Source organism: Sphingomonas sp. Leaf23 (assembly GCF_001421585.1).
GTDB lineage: Bacteria > Pseudomonadota > Alphaproteobacteria > Sphingomonadales > Sphingomonadaceae > Sphingomonas.
The window spans coordinates 118,332-134,259 of the sequence record NZ_LMKR01000004.1 but is presented as its reverse complement, the minus strand read 5'-3'; the positions used below and the strand labels follow the sequence as shown (position 1 = coordinate 134,259).

Below are 15,928 nucleotides of genomic sequence, written 5' to 3'. Positions count from 1 at the left end.
GCGGGGCATGGCACAGGAGCATCCGGCACCCCGCCAGTCGCGCGAGCGGCTGCTGCATATCGACGTGGCCAAGGGGCTGGGCATGTTGCTGGTGGTCTATGGCCATCTCGTACAGGCGGCGTCCCCCGGCGAGACCGCATGGTACGCGACGACGCGCGACATCATCTACACCTTCCACATGCCGTTCTTCCTGTATCTGAGCGGCTATGTCTTCTTCCTGACCAACGCGCATCTCCGTATCGGAGCGGCGTGGCGGTCGCTGGTCGCGTCGCGGGCGGATCGCCTGCTGGTCCCGTTCGTGTTTTTCGGCCTCGTCATCATCGTCGGCAAGGCTCTGGCCGCGCAATTCGGCGAGGTGCATGAAGGTGTCGGCAGCATTCCGGCCGGGCTGTGGCGGGTGTTGTCGAACACGCCGGACAACCCGACGATCTCGATCTGGTACCTGCTGGTCCTGTTCGTGTATTCGCTCGTCACGCCGTTCCTGTTCGCCGGTTTCCGGGGCAGGCTGGCATGGCTGGTCGGGCTGGCGCTGATCGTATCGATGGGCGCGGAATATTTTGCGGTTACCGAGCGATTCTATCTGGCGCGTCTGCTGCGCTATTACGTGTTTTTCGTCGCCGGCGGTTGGGCGTGGCTCCATTGGGACTGGTGCGTCGCGCGATTGAAGCGATGGTGGTTGCCGCTGACGCTGCTATTCGCCGCCGCCGCGTCGCAGGGGCCGTGGCATCCCTTCGCGCTCCTGTATTGCGGACTGCTCTCGATTCCAGCGCTGCACGGGGCGATGCTGTTCCCGATCGCGCAGCGGTCGCGGTTGTTGCGGGTCGTCGGCGCTAACTCGATGGCAATCTATCTGATGAATACCATTTTTATCGGGGTGGCGAAGCTGGTCTGGCTACGTTGGTTCCCAGCGGACGGAGGATGGAACGCACCGTTCCTCGCGGTGTTGATGGTTGCGGGGGTAATCGGGCCGATCGTCGCACGTGCGATCATCGTCCGGGTGCCGATAATTAGGCGGGTCGGAAAATATATCGCCTGATGCGGCGTAGGCCGACGGGTTGGTGAAAGGGATTTGGGGTGGCGCTGGCAGAGCGATTCGGTCGGGACGATCGCGGGTGGTGATGGACGCACCGCGCGCGACGGTTTCGGTCGTCATCCCCAATTATAATCGAGCCGATGCGGTAGTAGCGGCAGTGCAGTCCGCGCTGGCGCAGGATTTCGCGCCGCTCGAAGTGATCGTGGTCGATGACGGGTCGAGCGACGACAGTGTGGCCCGGCTGTGTGCGATCGACGATCCACGGCTGGTCGTGATCGCCATCGCCAATGGCGGTGCCGGCCCGGCGCGCAATCGCGGGTTCGACGTGGCGCGCGGCGATTACGTCGCGCTGCTCGATTCGGACGATCGTTTCCTGCCCAATCACCTGTCCGACCTGATGGCGTTGGCGGGTGGCGACCTGCGGGTCGCGGCCTACTCGGCGGTGGTGGCCGATCGTGGCGGGGGCCGGTTCGTCGTCAAGCCGCCGCGTGGTATTGGTGAAGAAGAGGACATGGCCTCCTACCTGATGTGCGACCGGGGGTTCGTGCAGACCAGCGGGCTGCTGGTCCCGCGTGCGATCGCGGCAAAGGTCCGGTACCGCGCGGACGTCACGTTCGGCGACGATACCGATTTCGCCGTTCGCCTTGCTTTGGCGGGCTGTCGTTTCCGCATGACCAGGTCGCCCAGCGTGATCTGGGCCGACGATCCACGCGATGACCGGTTGTCGGCGCGGGGGCATCGCGCCGAAAAGGTGCAGTGGCTGACCGACCTGCGCCCGCATATCCCCGAACGCGCCTATCGCGGCTATTTCGGCTGGCACATCGCCAAGGTGGTGCGCCACACCGATCCGATGGCCGCGTTCCGGCTGTACATGGCGGCATTGCTCCGCGGGGCCTATTCGCCGCGTCTGGCCAGCACCGTCTTCCTCCAGATTTTCTTGCCGCAGCGCGCCTATCGCAAGGCGGCCGACCAGTGGATCGCGTGGCGGGGCAAGTTGCGCGGTACGGTCGTTCCCCCGGCCTGAACCGGACGCCCGGCCAATCGCCGGTTGCGCTGCGGCGCGGCAATCGCCATCTCTATGCCCATGCTGTTACTCGCCCTCATCGCCTATCAGACCATGCTGCCGGTCCCGCCGCCGCGCCCGGCCCCGAAACCGGCGGTGATCGATGATACCAAGCGGATCGAGGTTGCGGGCTGGCCCTATATCGTGCGTCGCCTGCCGCCAGACATGGTCGAAATTACCGGAGGTGACCCGGCCGCACCGCGCAACAACACGATCCTCGCGCGGTTCCGCACCGCTGCGGAACGCACCACCGGTTGTACGCTCAGCAAGCCGAGCTTCTTCGACGGCGGTGTGCGCGGTGACCTCGACTGTTCGGCGCAGCGCATTCCCTGACGCATGCCGCCAGTGCTGATCGTCGGACGGTTGCGTACCGCCCATCGATCGACCTGCTAAAGTGCCTTGCCCGCGGCCATGCCACGCACGCGGATCGTCGCGGCGACGGTCGCGCCGGTGATCGGCTTTGCGCTTAGTTGCAGATAGCATTGCGCGCTGTCCGCGATCCAACGTGGGCTGCGCATGACGCCAGCCATGCCTTGCGCCGGCCACGGATCGGCAAGGCCCGTCGCCGGGGTGCCGAACGCGCGGATCTGCTGCCCGCTGCCACTGTGAAAGAGATACAGCCCGACCCCCGACAGCCCGGTCGTGCCCGGATCGACCTCGATCTCGGCAACGGCGCGCAGCACATCGCCGATCGTCGGCGTGATCGTTTGGCGCAACAGGATGACGTCGGCGGTGCCGCTGGCCGTGCCCGATAGCGTCACCTGCTGCCAGTCTTTCGTCGGCGGCCCATCCTCGTCGAGATAGCTGCGCCCGCCGAACGCGGTCGTCGTGACCTTCGCATAGGCACCGCTCACCCCGGCCGCCAGCAACGTCGTCCACCCGGTGCCGATCTGCCCCGTCGCGCCCGATCCCAAAGTCCCGCCGGTCCCGCCAAAATAGGGCTGCGTCGACAGCAGCGCCGCCGGATTGACGCCCGCCTGTCCCGCCCGCCCGCTCCGCCTGTCCGAACGGCAGCACCCCGCCCAGCGGATAGATACGCCGCCACTCGCGCGCCAGCACCCGCCCGACCTGATACGCCCCTTGGGTCGACAGATGCAGCCCGTCGATGGTGACGCCGGCCATCGCCTGTCCCTCCGCACTGGTCAGGTCGCCCAGGATCGCGGGCGTATCAACTACGCGGATGCCGCGCTGGCCATGCAGCGTCAGCAGCCAGCGATTGACGACGCTCCAATGGTCGAGCTGCGGACTGGCGGCGGTGTTGGACAGCCGCATCGCGGTATAGGCCGCTGCGCCGTGCGGATAGTCGAGCAGGATGGTCAGCAACATGCCCGCCCCGACGATCCGGTCGATGATGCCGGTCAGGTTGGCGATCGACTGCGCCGCGCTCCACGCATTGCGATCGTTCGCGGTGGGCGCGACCATCACGACATGGCCGACCCCGGTCGCCAGCAGCCGGTCGACCCGCGATCCCAGCCCCGGATAGTCGATGCCGTTCCACAGCATCGGCCCGGTCCATTCGCCGTTACGCGCGACCATGTCGGCCGGCTCCAGCACCGCGCGACCACCCGACAGGAAATTCGCCCAGTGCACCGCCCCGACCGTCTGGCCGAGCAGGGTCGGCACATCGCCCGCCGCATTGGTGCCGGCAAAATGCTGCGCGGCATGGCTGGGGCCGAACACCGCGATCCGGTTGTTCGCCGGCATCCGCAGGTTGCGGGTGGCCAGCTTCGTGTCGAGCGCCCGGTCGGTGATCCCGCCCTGCGCCCCCGATTGCCTTGCGGTCATGGTTCAGGCCTCCGCGATCAGGTTGGACGCGGTGGTGCCTGTCGCGCGGATGAACCGCGCGCGCACCGCGATGTACGATGCGTCAGGCAGGTTGCGATAGGTGACATCGGCCGCCCCCTCGACCCCACGCAGCGTGACGTCGCCGCCGCTGCCGACATAGATGCCCTTGGGCGACGCGGGCAGTTCGGCGGTGTCGCTCGGGACGATGGGATAGGGGGCCAGCGCCGGCCCGTTCGCCGTGTCGGGATGATTGGTATATGCCATGAAACGCCTCCGTCGCCGGCACCCCGATGATGCCGGCAGGCGTTCCCTATATGTTCACAATTTTTCTGTAGGAAAGTGGTTTTCGCGTTCCGGGCGATGCGTGCCTAGCCGCCATATTCCTTGAAGCCGTGGCCGGTCAGCCCCGCGATCCGACCGAATTGCCGTATCACCCGGCCGGTCGCGGTCAGCCGCCGCTGCGTGGAAAGCGCCGACAGCGGCCAGAGCAACAGCGCCGCCCCGGTCATCGCCAGCGTCCGCAGCACCAGCACCCCCCGCCGCGCCGCGCCGGCCCGGTTCCAGGCCACGATCGTATCGGTATTGCCGACCCGCCAGACCCGCCGCCATGCCCAGCGCAGCGAGGTGCGATCCGCCGGGACCGATTCGAACACCTCGGTCGTGTTGGTCCAGCCGAAGCGCCGCCCCGCCGCCGCCCAACGGGTGTAGAGGTCGAGGTCTTCTCCGCCGATCTGGTTCAACCGGGTGTCGAACCACGGGGCAGGGGTCGAATCCCACAATGCCCTGTCGGCGATCGCCGAGGTCAGGCTGAACAACATGTCCGTGGGACCATCGTCGCGCCGCTCGGCCTGGAACACGAACAGCGCATCGTTCCAATGCGGCGGGGGGCCATCGAACTGGTAGCGGACGGGTGCCCCGGTCATGTCCGCGCCGTACGCGCGATGCGACGCCAGCAGCCTGGCCAGCCAGTCCGGCGCCACCCACTGATCGTCATCCAGCATCGCGACATGGGTCACCCCGCGCACCGCAAGGGCATGGTCGACCAGCGCGTTGCGCGCATGGCACAGCCCCGGCGTCTCGACGACGAAGGCGTCGATCGCATGGATATATCCCGCCGCCGCCATCGCTTCGGCGGTCGCGACACCTTCGCTGCGCTGTCGATCGTTGTCGGCAATGACGATCGTCATCGGCGGCGCATCCATCTGTGCCGCCAGCGATGTGAGCAGGGTGCGCAACTGATCGGGCCGACGAAAGGTCGGAACGGCGATGGCGACATGCGTCATGCGGCTATCCCCAGCGCAGGCGATCCGGCACGGTCGCGCTGTCGTCGCAGGATTAGCCGATGGCCCGGCCGCTCGATCCACCAATAACTGGCCGCGCAGACCGCGATCGTGCCGATGATGAGTGCGACATAGGCGACCGCATCGATCTGAAACACGCCCCGACCGTGCAGCATCGTGACGATTCGCGCAGCACTATCGCGCAGCAACGGATGCCAGAGATACAGCGAATAGGAGATGATCCCCAACCACAGGCTGACCCGGTTCGCCAGAATCGCCCGCACCGCCCGCCCTTCGTAATAACAGCACAGAATCAGGATCGGCAGCAGCAGCACGACGATCAGATCGCTGTTGGGAACCAGCAACGCCAACGCGATCAACGTGATCATGACGACGAACGCGCCGTCACCCCCCAGTAGCCGTCGCACCCCCGGACGATCGGCGATCCGCTGTGCCAGCATACCCAGGATGAAGCTGCCCAGGCACCGCAGCACCGGCAGGACCGATGTACGCTGCACGACGTCCATCGATCCCCGCACCCCGATACCGGACGTCGCGACCAGCACCAGTAGCGCGACGGCCGCGACCGCCAGTCCCCAACGCAGCGGTGACCGCACCGCAATCGCCAAAAGCGGGAACAGCAGATAGGCGACCCATTCGGTGCTGACCGACCAGCTGTTGCCGGCCAGCGCCGTGGTGCCCAGCCCCCATGACTGGATCATCAGGAGGTTCGCACCGACATCGCCCGCGCTGACCGAGGTGCCATCCCCCGACACGTTGACCATCGCGCGTAGCAGAAATGCCAACGTGACGACCAAGTGCAGCGGAAAGACCCGCGCCAGCCGGTGCCGCAGGAACATGGCATACCGCGTGGTCGATGGCCGCGCGTCGACAAGGTCGCGATATCCGATCGCCATGACGAATCCGCTCAGCACGAAGAACAGGTCGACACACAAATAGGCGCGATCGAACAGCGGCAGCCGGAAAGCGGCAAAGACGCTGTGCTGCGGCAGGTGATAGACCATGACCGACAGCGCAGCGACACCGCGCACGCCGGTCAGCGAATCGACCCGCATCAGCCGACTTTGTTCGATCGGGACGCCTTCAGCTTCACGACATCCCACAGGCCGAGTGCCAGCGAATGCGGGTTGGTGGTGATGTAGCGCCACGCGAACTTGCGCGGTTCGGTCGCCATCCGGTGCAGCCATTCGAGGTTCGATGACTGCATCCATTGCGGCGCGCGGGTATATTCGCCGACAAAGTAATTGTAGCAGCCACCGCAGGTTACGATCCAGCCATGGTCCAGCCGCCGCCGCAGCGCGATGGAGAATTGCTGCTCGCGCGGCTTGCCCATCCCGACCCAGATGACGTCCGGCTTGGCCGCGGCGATCTGCTCGATCACCTCCGCATCCTGGTCCTGCTTGAAATATCCGTTGCGGCTGCCCGCGATCCGCAGGCCGGGATAGTCGCGCTTCAGGAAGGCGCAGAATGCCTGGTTCACCTCTTCGGTGCCGCCCAGAATATAGAAGGACAGGCCGTCGCGTTCGCAGCGCTCGGCAAAATCGGTCATCATGTCGGTGGTGGCGCTGCGCTCGGCGATCGGCGTGCCGGTCAGCTTCGACATGGCGACCCACACCCCGCCATCGGCATGGATCATGTCCGCTTGGTGCAGTGCATCACGATAGGCGCGATTGGTGCCGGCCATCGATATGCCGTGTCCATTGATGTCGAACACCAGCACCGAACCCCGCCCGGCGCCGTCCGGGCCACGTCGGCAATCGGCTGCCATCCGGTCGGTCAGCGCCTGGCGTCCAGCAGTAACTACCGGAAATCCGGCGATCCGTGTGGTTTCCATACCGGATCGGTCCATCCCTGCCTTGCCGTTCATCGCGCCTGCCACCCTGTTAATAGCCCCAGCCTTCCCGATGGAAGCACATGGGGCGAAAGCCGCGCGGCTATAGCCCATGCAGCATTTGTTTACTATCAAGTTTGCGGTGCAGCATAGAACGGTGTAATGCGCGAAACGCGGCAGGAGGTGCCGTCTTCACGGCCACGGCACAGGATAATCGCTGCGGACAGGGGTGGAAACTTGTACGTTCGGACGGTCTCGCTAGGGTAGAAGGATGACGGATTTGCAGCCCATGTTCTCGGTGGTCATCCCTGCGTACAACCGCGCGGACAAGATCGGACCGACTCTTGAATCGCTGCAGGCGCAGACCCTGGCGAATTTCGAATGCCTGGTGATCGATGACGGATCGAAGGACGGCGAAGCGCTGGAACAGGTTATCCACGCAATGGGTGACGACCGTTTCCGCTATATCCGTACTCCCAATCGTGGTGCCAGTGCGGCACGCAACACGGGGTTCGACGAAGCGCGCGCCCCCCATGTCGCACTGCTCGACTCCGATGACCAGTTCCTGCCCAACAAGCTCGAACATGCCGCCGGCGTGCTCGCCGCGCAGTCCGGCGACTGCATGCTGTTCACCCAGATCGCGATGGACCGCGGCACCGGCACCTTCTGGCTGAAGCCGCCACGCGGTCCCGCTGCGGAGGAACGGATCGACGAATATCTGTTCTGCGCGCGCGGATGGGTCCCGACATCGACCATGATCCTGCCGACTCACGTCGCACGAAGCGTCCGCTTCGACGAGACGCTGCCGTCGTCGCAGGACACCGATTTCGCAATCCGTTGCGCATCGACCGGGCTGAAGTTCGTCTATGTGCCCGAAGCGCTGTCGATCGGCGATGACGTGTTCGATCCCCAGCGTGTGTCGAAGCAGCCGAAATATGTGCCGCTGCTGCAATGGATCGACCGGATGCGCGGTGTCCATGTGTCGGAACGCGCCTATTGGGCGTTTCGCGGCTGGCACGCGGCGCGGGGCGCGGCGCGGGCACGGCGGTTGTATGGTGCGCGGCTGTATCTCCAGTCGCTGGTTCATGGCGCCTATCCACCCAAGCTGGCGCTGGTCGTCGGCGCGCAGGTGCTGTTGCCGACTACCGCTTATCAGCGCGTGGCCAACGGGATCGCCTATCTGTTCGGGCGGCGCGCGCCCGACGCCTGATTCCTTCAAGCAATCAGCGAAAATTAACGACTTTCAACTAGGCTGACGGCCTGCGGATGCCGATGTCCGCCTGTTGAAAGTTTGCGGATGATCCCCGTTTCCTCGGCCGGGCAAGTCCCGCCGCTTGCGCGTTCGCGCCTGAGCATTGCGCTGCGTGGGTGCCGGACGCATCTTGTCGCGGCGGCGTCGTTCAGCGCCATCGGCAACCTGCTGTACCTGGCCCCGTCGCTTTACATGCTGCAGGTCTATGATCGCGTCCTGCCCAGCCGGGGGCTGGGGACGTTGGCGGCGCTCAGCATCCTGATGCTCGGCGCGCTCGCCGCGCTGGCGGTGTTCGAATGGCTGCGGTCGCGCGTGCTCATCCGCGCCTCGGTCCAGGCGGAGCGGGTATTGGCCGGGCCGGCGCTGCGCATCGCGCTCAGCCAGCCCGCGCTGTCGCGGCTGGAACGGGGCGAGGTGATGCGCGACGTCGACACGCTGCGCCAGTCGATTGCCAGCCCGGCGGTCTTCGCCGCGCTCGATGCGCCATGGATCCCGATCTACATTCTCGTCGGTTTCCTGCTCCACCCGCTGCTCGGCGCATCGATGGTGGCGTCGGGCGTGCTGCTGATCGGGCTCGCGTGGCTGAATGAAAAGCGTACCGCCGCGCCGATGAAGCAGGCGAGCGAGGCGCAGAGCATTGCCTATGCCCGGCTGAACCACGGGGTCGCCCATGCGTCCGAAGTGCGCGCGCTGGGCATGGTCGACACGCTCGCTGCGCGGCACGAACGCGATCGCGGCGTCGCGGGCCTGTTGCAGCTGCGCGCCAGCTTCGCGGGAAGCAGCCTGCAGGCGGCGATCAAGTTCGTCCGCCTCGCGCTGCAATCGGGCGCGCTGGCGCTGGGCGCGGTGCTGGTGGTCGACGATGCGATCTCGGCCAGCGCGATCATTGTCGCCTCGCTGCTGACGGCGCGTGCGCTGGCCCCGATCGACCAGCTGGTCGCGGGGTGGAAGACGATCGTGCAGGCGCGCATCGCCTATGCCCGGCTGGACCGGATGCTGGCGCTGCCGTCGACCGACACGCCCGACCGTACCAATCTGCCTGCGCCAACGGGCGCGATCACGCTGGAGGGCCTGGGCATCGCAGCGCCGCTCGACGGGCATCCGATCCTGTCGGGGATCGACGGGGCGATCGGCGCGGGGGAAGTGATCGGCATCGCCGGGCCCAGCGGGTCGGGCAAGTCGACGCTGCTGCGCGCGATCGTCGGCGCGGTCGATATCGATGTCGGCCATGTCCGCTTCGACGGGATCAGCCGCACCGACTGGGATCGCGACCGCCTGGCCCGGCATATCGGCTATATGCCGCAGGACCCGGTGCTGTTCCACGGCACGGTGAAGGAGAATATCGTCCGCTTCTATGTTGGGACCGATGCCGCCGGCACCGCGCTGCTCGACGAGGCGGCGATCGGCGCGGCCAAGGCGGCCGGCGCCCACGATCTGATCGCCGCGCTGCCGCAGGGGTATGACACGATCCTCGGCGTCGGCGGTACCGGCCTGTCGGGTGGGCAGGCACAGCGCGTCGCGCTGGCGCGCGCGCTGTTCGGCAACCCGGCAATCCTCGTCCTCGACGAACCGACCGCGCATCTCGACACCGATGGCAAGAAGGCGCTGGCCCGGTTGCTGGCGTCGCTGCGGCAAGCCCAGCGCACCATCCTGTTCGCCAGCCACGATCCCGACCTGCTGGCCGCATCCGACCGGCTTATGCTGCTCGATCAGGGGCGGATCGAACGGTTCGGGCCGCTCTTCGGGCTGCGGTCGCGGCGCAAGCCCGACCAGGACCAGCCGACCTCGTTCGTAAAGGCGTAACCCCATGGACTTCTCGACCACGATCGACCGGCTGCGACCTTCGCCGTCGACCACGCCGCGCCGACCCCGCGCGCTCCATGATCCGGGGCGCGAGGTGCGTGCCGGCGCGGCGCTCGCCGCCGTGCTGGTGCTGGGGGTGGGCGGCTGGGCCGTCGCCAGCCGGCTCGATGCCGCGGTGGTGGGGCAGGGGGTGATCCGCCTCGCCGATACGCGACAGGTCGTGCAGGCGCCCGCCGCCGGCATCGTTTCCGCGGTGCATGTCGCCAATGGTGCGACGTTGCGCGCCGGGCAGCCGGTGATCGATTTCACCACGTCCGACGCACTGGCGCAGGAACGTGCGCTCGCCGCCCGCGCATTGGGGCTACAGGCGGAGATTGCCCGGTTGGAGGCCGACCTGCGCGGCGAATCGCGCGTGCCCGCGCCCGCCGCCTTCGCGGCCTTGCAGGGCGACGACCGGACCCAGGCGGCAGCGGCACTGGCCGCGCAACAGGCGCAGCTGAACGCCGAACGCGCGCTGCAACGCTCCGAAGCCGGCGTGATGGCCGACCGTTCGCGCCAGATCGCGCACCAGATCGATGGCGTCGGCGAACGCCTCGCCTCGCTGCGGGAGCAGGAAGCGCTCAGCCGCGACGAGCTGTCGGGATATCAGCGGTTGTACGAAAAGGGGCTGTCGACCCGCACCCGGCTGCTGGCGCTGCAGCGCTCGGTCGCCGATCTGGGTGGCGCGGCGGGCAGCAGCCGTGCCGACATTGCCCGGTTGCGGACCCAGGTGGGGGAGACGCGATTGCAGTTGCAGCAGATGCGCAACGAACGCATGGCCGCCGCCGCCGACCGGCTGCGCCTTGCCCGCACCGAACTCGACACCGTGTTGCCGGGCTGGCGTGCGGCACGGGCCGAATTGCAGCGGATGACGGTGCATGCCCCGATCGCCGGCACCGTATCCGCCACCCATCTGCCGGTGCCCGGATCGGTGGTCGCCGCGGGTGCCTCGCTGTTCGAAATCGTGCCCGACGCGCGTGTCATGGCGGTCGAAATGCGCGTGCCGATCAACGAAGCCGCCGACCTGCGCACCGGGCAGGCCGCACGGGTTCGCATGGTCGGGCCGGGGATGCAGACGCTGCCGCCGCTCGACGCGGTGGTCGCGCGGGTGTCGGCCGACAGCGTGCAGGACGATCGCACCGGCGCCTCCTATTATGTCGCGACGGTGCGGGTGTCGCCGGCGGCGGCGCAGGCGGCGGTACGATCGGGCAATTTCGCAGGCGGGGTTCGTGCCGGCATGCCGGTCGAGGTGATGATCCCCACCCAGTCGCGCAGCGCGCTGGACTTCGTGCTGGGGCCGCTGCTCTCGCGCAGCGGGGGCATGTTCACCCAGCGCTGATCCACCCACCCCGGAACGCGAAAACGCCGCCCGCTCCCTGTCGGAGCGGGCGGCGTTTTCGTTTTCCCGACGGTGCCTGACGGCGCTCAATAGGTGTTCTTGTGGACCAGCACCTTCAGCGTCATGACGACGATGGTCAGGTCGAGCCAGAACGACCATTTCGAGATATATTCCAGATCGGCCTGCAACCGCCCGGTCAGATCCTCTTCCTGGTGCGTGGCGCCGCGGAAGCCGCGCACCTGCGCCAGGCCGGTGATGCCGGGCTTCAGCGCGTGGCGGTGCCAGTAGCGTTCGTCGATGTCCCAGAACAGCCGCTCGCCTGCCAGCGAGCCGAGCGCGTGCGGACGGGGGCCGACGATGCTCATCTGCCCCAGCAGCACGTTGAACAGCTGTGGCAGTTCGTCGATGCTGGTGCGGCGGATGAAATAGCCGACGCGGGTGATGCGGTCGTCGTCGCGCCGGGTCGACTGGCTGCCGCTGGCGTCGCTCATGTCGGTGCGCATGCTGCGGAACTTCAGGATGTTGAAGAAAGCATTGCCCTGACCTACCCGGCGCTGGCGGAACAGCACCGGCCCCCGGCTGTCGAGCTTAATCGCCAGCGCGACCATCAGCAGTGCAGGTGCCAGCAGGATCAGGACCGGGATGCAGAACATCAGGTCGAACGCCCGCTTGGCGATCGCCTTGCGCAGCTGCAGCGGGCCGACCGACACCAGCAGCGTCGGCGACCGTTCCAGCTTCGACACGCCCAGCGCACCGAACTGGTCGACTTCCTGCGCGATGATCTCGCCGCGGACATTGGCGCCCTTCAGCATCATCGCCCAAGCCTTGCGCTCTTCGAACGGGCAGGCGATGACCACGCGCTCGCACCCGCCGATCAGGTTGCTGAACATGTTCAGCATCGCCGGATCGCGCAGGTCGGGGCGCAGGCCCACCGTGTCGGTGTCGAAATGGCGGAACCCGTCGGGAATCTTCGCGGGAACGCGGTCGCGGATCAGCAGCTGATAGACCAGCTTAGAGCGCAGGCGCAGCTGGACATAGGCGGCCAGGATCTGGCGGAACACGATCAGCAGGATCGACCCGGAAAACATGGTGATGAGCAGCTGCAACCGCGACAGGTCGCGATCCATGCGAAAGAAATAGGCGATCAGGAAGAAGGTCGCGTAGGTGAACAGCAGCGACCGAATCGCCGGGCCGGTCTCTACGGCCAGCCGGTCGTTGATGCCGACCGAAAAGGCGCCGGCATTGAACGCGATCACCGAATACATCGCGGCGGCGACGATGAACATCGGCACATATTGCGCCTCGGGCCGCATCAGCAGCGCGGGCAGCGCGAAGCCGATGCCGATCGCGGCGACATCGACCAGCAGCATGACGATGTACAGCCGGACGCGCACCGAATGCGGCTGCCCCCAGAACGCCGTAAAGCTCCGTTCGTCCGTCCCTGCAGGATTGACCAATCGCGCGTCCATGTTGTCAGAGGCTTCCCTTGTCGATGCCGGTGTGACCGGTCGAACCTTTTCGTGCTGCTACCCGATAGCCACAGCGTTCCGCAACTGCGAACATAATATTCGCCGTGATCCGACATTAATGTCCGACGACCCGATGCCTGATTCCAAGAATCGGACGTTAACCATTTGATAACCACGACTAGGGCACAAGCAGGCGGCACGACCGACCTGACACCTGCATTTTTGTCGACCGGGAATCGCTTAGCGACAACCCTTTCGTAAGCACTTCGCCCTACATCTTGGCAGGTCAGCCAATTTGGGGAACGTCGTGCCGCAACCCGCCCAGTCCGTTACCGCGTCCACTAGCGATCGTCGCATCGACGAACGCGTCGGGATTCAGCGCTCCGCCGTATTGCGGATCGACGCACACACCTCGATCCCGGTTACGCTTGTCGATCTGACCCGCGATGGGTGTCTGATCGAAAGCGACGTGGTGCTCACCGCCGACCAGCGTGTTGAGCTGGGCCTTGCCGGGATCGGCGCGGTAACCGCGCGGGTCGTGCGCTCCAGCACGGTCGGCTATGGCTGTGAATTCATCCAGCGCCTGCCACCCGGCGCGGTCACCAGCGCCAGCCAGGGCAATGTCGTCCGGTTGCAGGGCATGGCCGTGGGTACGCAGGCATCGTCGAGCCACGGCAGGAAGCTGTCGCCGCGGCAACAGGTCGCGGCGGCGGTCGGCGTCGGGATCGGCGGCTGGGTCGTCCTCGGCGCGGTGGCGGCGCTGCTGCTGCGCTGACGGGCGTTGCATCCTGCCCATGGGACGGGCAATCGATCGCCTTCGCCTCTGGGATTTGATGCTGCATGAACGGACCCGTCCTCATTACCGGTGCGGCCGGCTTTGTCGGCCATGCCACCGCCCACCGGTTGCTCGACCGGGGGGAGCGGGTCGTCGGCATCGACATCGTCAACGACTATTACGACCCGGCGCTGAAGCAGGCGCGGCTGGCAACGCTGACCGCGCGCGACGGCTTCCGCTTTCACCAGGGCGATATCGTCGAGCCGGGGCTGATCGCGCAGCTGATCGCCGACCACAATATCGTGCGCGTCGTCCATCTCGCGGCGCAGGCCGGGGTGCGGCACAGCATCGACAATCCCTTTGCCTATCAGCACGCGAATCTGGCCGGGCATCTGGCGGTGCTGGAGGCGTGTCGCCATGCGCCCGGCTTCGTCCACCTCGTCTATGCCTCGTCCAGCTCGGTCTATGGCGAGCGTGAGATGGGTGAGCGCGGCTTTTCCGAAGACGATGCGGCGGTCGCGCCGGTATCGCTCTATGCCGCGACGAAGCGGTCGTGCGAGCTGATGAGCATCGCCTATGCGAAACTCTACCGCTTTCCCCAGACGGGGCTGCGCTTCTTCACCGTCTATGGCCCGTGGGGCCGGCCCGACATGGCCTATTTCTCGTTCACCGACCGCATCCTGCGCGGGGAACCGATCGAGGTGTTCAACGAAGGCCGCATGGCGCGCGACTTCACCTATATCGACGATATCGTCGACGGGGTGGTCGGCGCGCTGGACCATGCGCCCGACGCCGGGCAGCACCGGTTGCTCAACATCGGCGACAGCCATCCGGTATCGCTGATGGAAATGATCGCGACGCTCGAATCGGCGCTGGGTCGCGACGCGATCAAGCAGATGCGCCCGATGCAGCCCGGCGACGTCCCCGTGACCTTCGCCGACGTCTCGCGGCTCCACGCGCTGACCGGATACCGGCCAAAGGTGATGCTGGCCGAGGGGCTGGCGCGTTTCGTCGCGTGGTATCGCGACTATTACCGCGCCGGCTGATCCGCCAGCGCGGCCAGCGCGATATCGGCATAGATATCGACCAGCGCGATCAGGTCGCCCACCGCCACCGCCTCGTCGATCTTGTGCATCGTTGCGTTCAGCAGCCCGAATTCGACCGTCGGGCACAGCCGCGACAGGAACCGCGCATCCGACGTGCCGCCGGTCGTCGACAATTCGGGCGTCAGCCCGGTGTGCCGCCCGATCGCTGCCGAGACCAGCGCGGAAAACGCGCCCGGCTGGGTCAGGAACGCCTCGCCCGAAATCCGCCCCTCGACCCGCGCCTCGGGCGCATGGGCGTGGACGATCACGGTGATCCGCTCGACCAGTTCGGCGCCACGATGTTCGTCGTTGAACCGGATCGACAGGCGTGCGGCGGCATGGCCGGGGATGACGTTGGTGGCGGGATTGCCGACGGTGATGTCGGTCACCTCGATATTCGACGGCTGGAACCACGCATTGCCGGTATCCAGCACGACCGCCTCGATCGCTGCCAATGCCGCGACCAGCTTCGGGATCGGATTGTCGGCAAGGTGGGGATAGGCGACATGCCCCTGCCGTCCGGGCACGTCGATCCAGATATTAACCGATCCCCGCCGCCCGATCTTCACCATGTCGCCCAGCCGCTGCTGCGAGGTCGGCTCGCCCACCAGGCACAGGTCGGGCGCGATGCCGCGTGCCGCCATCCGATCGATCAGCGCACGGGTGCCATAAATCGCCGGTCCTTCCTCATCGCCGGTGATGATGAGGCTGATCGTCCCCGCATCGGCCGGCACCCGCCCGGCGGCAGCGACGAAGGCGGCGACAGCGCCCTTCATGTCGACCGCGCCGCGCCCGAACAGCAATCCATCGCGCCGTTCGGGGGCGAAGGGCGGGCTGGTCCAGCCGGGGCCGGGGGCCACCACGTCGACATGGCCGGCAAAGGCGACATGCCGCCCGCCGTTCCCGCGCACCGCCAGCAGGTTTTCGACCGGGCCGTCGGGCGCCTCGCCCACCACGAACCGGTCGACCGCGAAGCCCAGCGGCACCAGCGCCGCCTCCAGCACGTCGAACACCGTGCCCGTCGCCGGGGTCACGCTGTCGCACGCGATCAATCGTGCCGCCAGATCCACGACATCCACCACCGGCATCGATCCTTCTTCCGCGCTGTGCATCGGCGCGCTGTACCGCAATTGCGAAAAATGGCTACTGTCGC

Annotated in this window: 16 protein-coding genes; 9 read left to right on the top strand and 7 right to left on the bottom strand. The window is 66.8% G+C overall.

The window, feature by feature from the left end:
* Positions 1 to 7 precede the first annotated feature (7 nt).
* From ASE67_RS13055 to ASE67_RS13045, 3 genes are all read left to right on the top strand, one after another.
* Positions 8 to 1,036 carry an acyltransferase family protein gene (locus ASE67_RS13055; RefSeq protein WP_055762085.1) on the top strand — a complete coding sequence of 343 codons (1,029 nt, stop codon included), beginning with the start codon at positions 8 to 10 and terminating at the stop codon, positions 1,034 to 1,036.
* Between the two features lie 82 nt (positions 1,037 to 1,118).
* A complete protein-coding gene (locus ASE67_RS13050; RefSeq protein WP_055762083.1) occupies positions 1,119 to 2,057 on the top strand; it encodes a glycosyltransferase family 2 protein in 939 nt (312 codons plus the stop codon).
* Positions 2,058 to 2,117: 60 nt separating this feature from the next.
* Positions 2,118 to 2,429 (top strand): hypothetical protein, encoded by a 312-nt coding sequence (locus ASE67_RS13045; protein WP_055762080.1) that lies wholly within the window; start codon positions 2,118 to 2,120, stop codon positions 2,427 to 2,429.
* Between the two features lie 56 nt (positions 2,430 to 2,485).
* Here ASE67_RS13045 and ASE67_RS13040 read toward each other — a convergent pair whose 3' ends face one another.
* Positions 2,486 to 3,010 carry a hypothetical protein gene (locus ASE67_RS13040; RefSeq protein ID WP_055762077.1) on the bottom strand — a complete coding sequence of 175 codons (525 nt, stop codon included), beginning with the start codon at positions 3,008 to 3,010 and terminating at the stop codon, positions 2,486 to 2,488.
* A gap of 398 nt (positions 3,011 to 3,408) precedes the next feature.
* Here ASE67_RS13040 and ASE67_RS18245 point away from each other — a divergent pair, with 398 nt between their 5' ends.
* Positions 3,409 to 3,579 (top strand): hypothetical protein, encoded by a 171-nt coding sequence (locus tag ASE67_RS18245; protein ID WP_156348613.1) that lies wholly within the window; start codon positions 3,409 to 3,411, stop codon positions 3,577 to 3,579.
* 305 nt (positions 3,580 to 3,884) lie between these two features.
* Here ASE67_RS18245 and ASE67_RS13035 read toward each other — a convergent pair whose 3' ends face one another.
* The 4 genes from ASE67_RS13035 to ASE67_RS13020 all read right to left on the bottom strand — a co-directional run bounded on the left by ASE67_RS13035 (position 3,885) and on the right by ASE67_RS13020 (position 7,016).
* Entirely contained in the window at positions 3,885 to 4,145 is a 261-nt protein-coding gene (locus ASE67_RS13035) for a spike base protein, RCAP_Rcc01079 family (RefSeq protein WP_055762074.1), read from the bottom strand.
* Positions 4,146 to 4,249: 104 nt separating this feature from the next.
* Complete coding sequence (locus tag ASE67_RS13030) at positions 4,250 to 5,164, bottom strand: glycosyltransferase family 2 protein (protein ID WP_055762071.1); 915 nt, start codon at positions 5,162 to 5,164, stop codon at positions 4,250 to 4,252.
* The gene (locus tag ASE67_RS13025; RefSeq protein ID WP_055762068.1) at positions 5,161 to 6,237 is read right to left on the bottom strand and encodes an acyltransferase family protein; all 1,077 of its coding nucleotides are present in this window, start codon (positions 6,235 to 6,237) and stop codon (positions 5,161 to 5,163) included. The genes ASE67_RS13030 and ASE67_RS13025 overlap by 4 nt, the downstream gene beginning before the upstream one ends.
* Positions 6,237 to 7,016, bottom strand: coding sequence for a WecB/TagA/CpsF family glycosyltransferase (locus tag ASE67_RS13020; RefSeq protein ID WP_162236349.1), 780 nt, complete (start codon positions 7,014 to 7,016; stop codon positions 6,237 to 6,239). Before ASE67_RS13020 ends, ASE67_RS13025 begins: the two co-directional genes overlap by 1 nt.
* Before the next feature lie 286 nt (positions 7,017 to 7,302).
* Here ASE67_RS13020 and ASE67_RS13015 point away from each other — a divergent pair, with 286 nt between their 5' ends.
* The 3 genes from ASE67_RS13015 to ASE67_RS13005 all read left to right on the top strand — a co-directional run bounded on the left by ASE67_RS13015 (position 7,303) and on the right by ASE67_RS13005 (position 11,446).
* A complete protein-coding gene (locus tag ASE67_RS13015; protein WP_055762062.1) occupies positions 7,303 to 8,223 on the top strand; it encodes a glycosyltransferase family 2 protein in 921 nt (306 codons plus the stop codon).
* A gap of 87 nt (positions 8,224 to 8,310) precedes the next feature.
* A complete protein-coding gene (locus ASE67_RS13010) occupies positions 8,311 to 10,068 on the top strand; it encodes a type I secretion system permease/ATPase (protein ID WP_055762059.1) in 1,758 nt (585 codons plus the stop codon).
* Between the two features lie 4 nt (positions 10,069 to 10,072).
* Positions 10,073 to 11,446 (top strand): HlyD family type I secretion periplasmic adaptor subunit, encoded by a 1,374-nt coding sequence (locus ASE67_RS13005; protein WP_055762056.1) that lies wholly within the window; start codon positions 10,073 to 10,075, stop codon positions 11,444 to 11,446.
* Between the two features lie 86 nt (positions 11,447 to 11,532).
* Here ASE67_RS13005 and ASE67_RS18620 read toward each other — a convergent pair whose 3' ends face one another.
* Positions 11,533 to 12,915, bottom strand: a complete 1,383-nt coding sequence (locus ASE67_RS18620) for a sugar transferase (RefSeq protein ID WP_055762053.1) — start codon at positions 12,913 to 12,915, stop codon at positions 11,533 to 11,535.
* A 307-nt stretch (positions 12,916 to 13,222) separates the two neighbouring features.
* Here ASE67_RS18620 and ASE67_RS12995 point away from each other — a divergent pair, with 307 nt between their 5' ends.
* On the top strand, positions 13,223 to 13,690 hold the full coding sequence (locus tag ASE67_RS12995) for a hypothetical protein (RefSeq protein ID WP_156348611.1): 468 nt from the start codon (positions 13,223 to 13,225) through the stop codon (positions 13,688 to 13,690).
* A gap of 65 nt (positions 13,691 to 13,755) precedes the next feature.
* Positions 13,756 to 14,736: an NAD-dependent epimerase/dehydratase family protein gene (locus tag ASE67_RS12990; RefSeq protein ID WP_055762048.1), complete on the top strand. Its 981-nt coding sequence runs from the start codon at positions 13,756 to 13,758 to the stop codon at positions 14,734 to 14,736.
* On the opposite strand, the gene dapE is transcribed toward ASE67_RS12990, so the two are convergent.
* Complete coding sequence (dapE, locus tag ASE67_RS12985) at positions 14,721 to 15,887, bottom strand: succinyl-diaminopimelate desuccinylase (protein WP_055762044.1); 1,167 nt, start codon at positions 15,885 to 15,887, stop codon at positions 14,721 to 14,723. The two genes, ASE67_RS12990 and dapE, sit on opposite strands and share 16 nt — an antisense overlap.
* Positions 15,888 to 15,928: the final 41 nt, after the last annotated feature.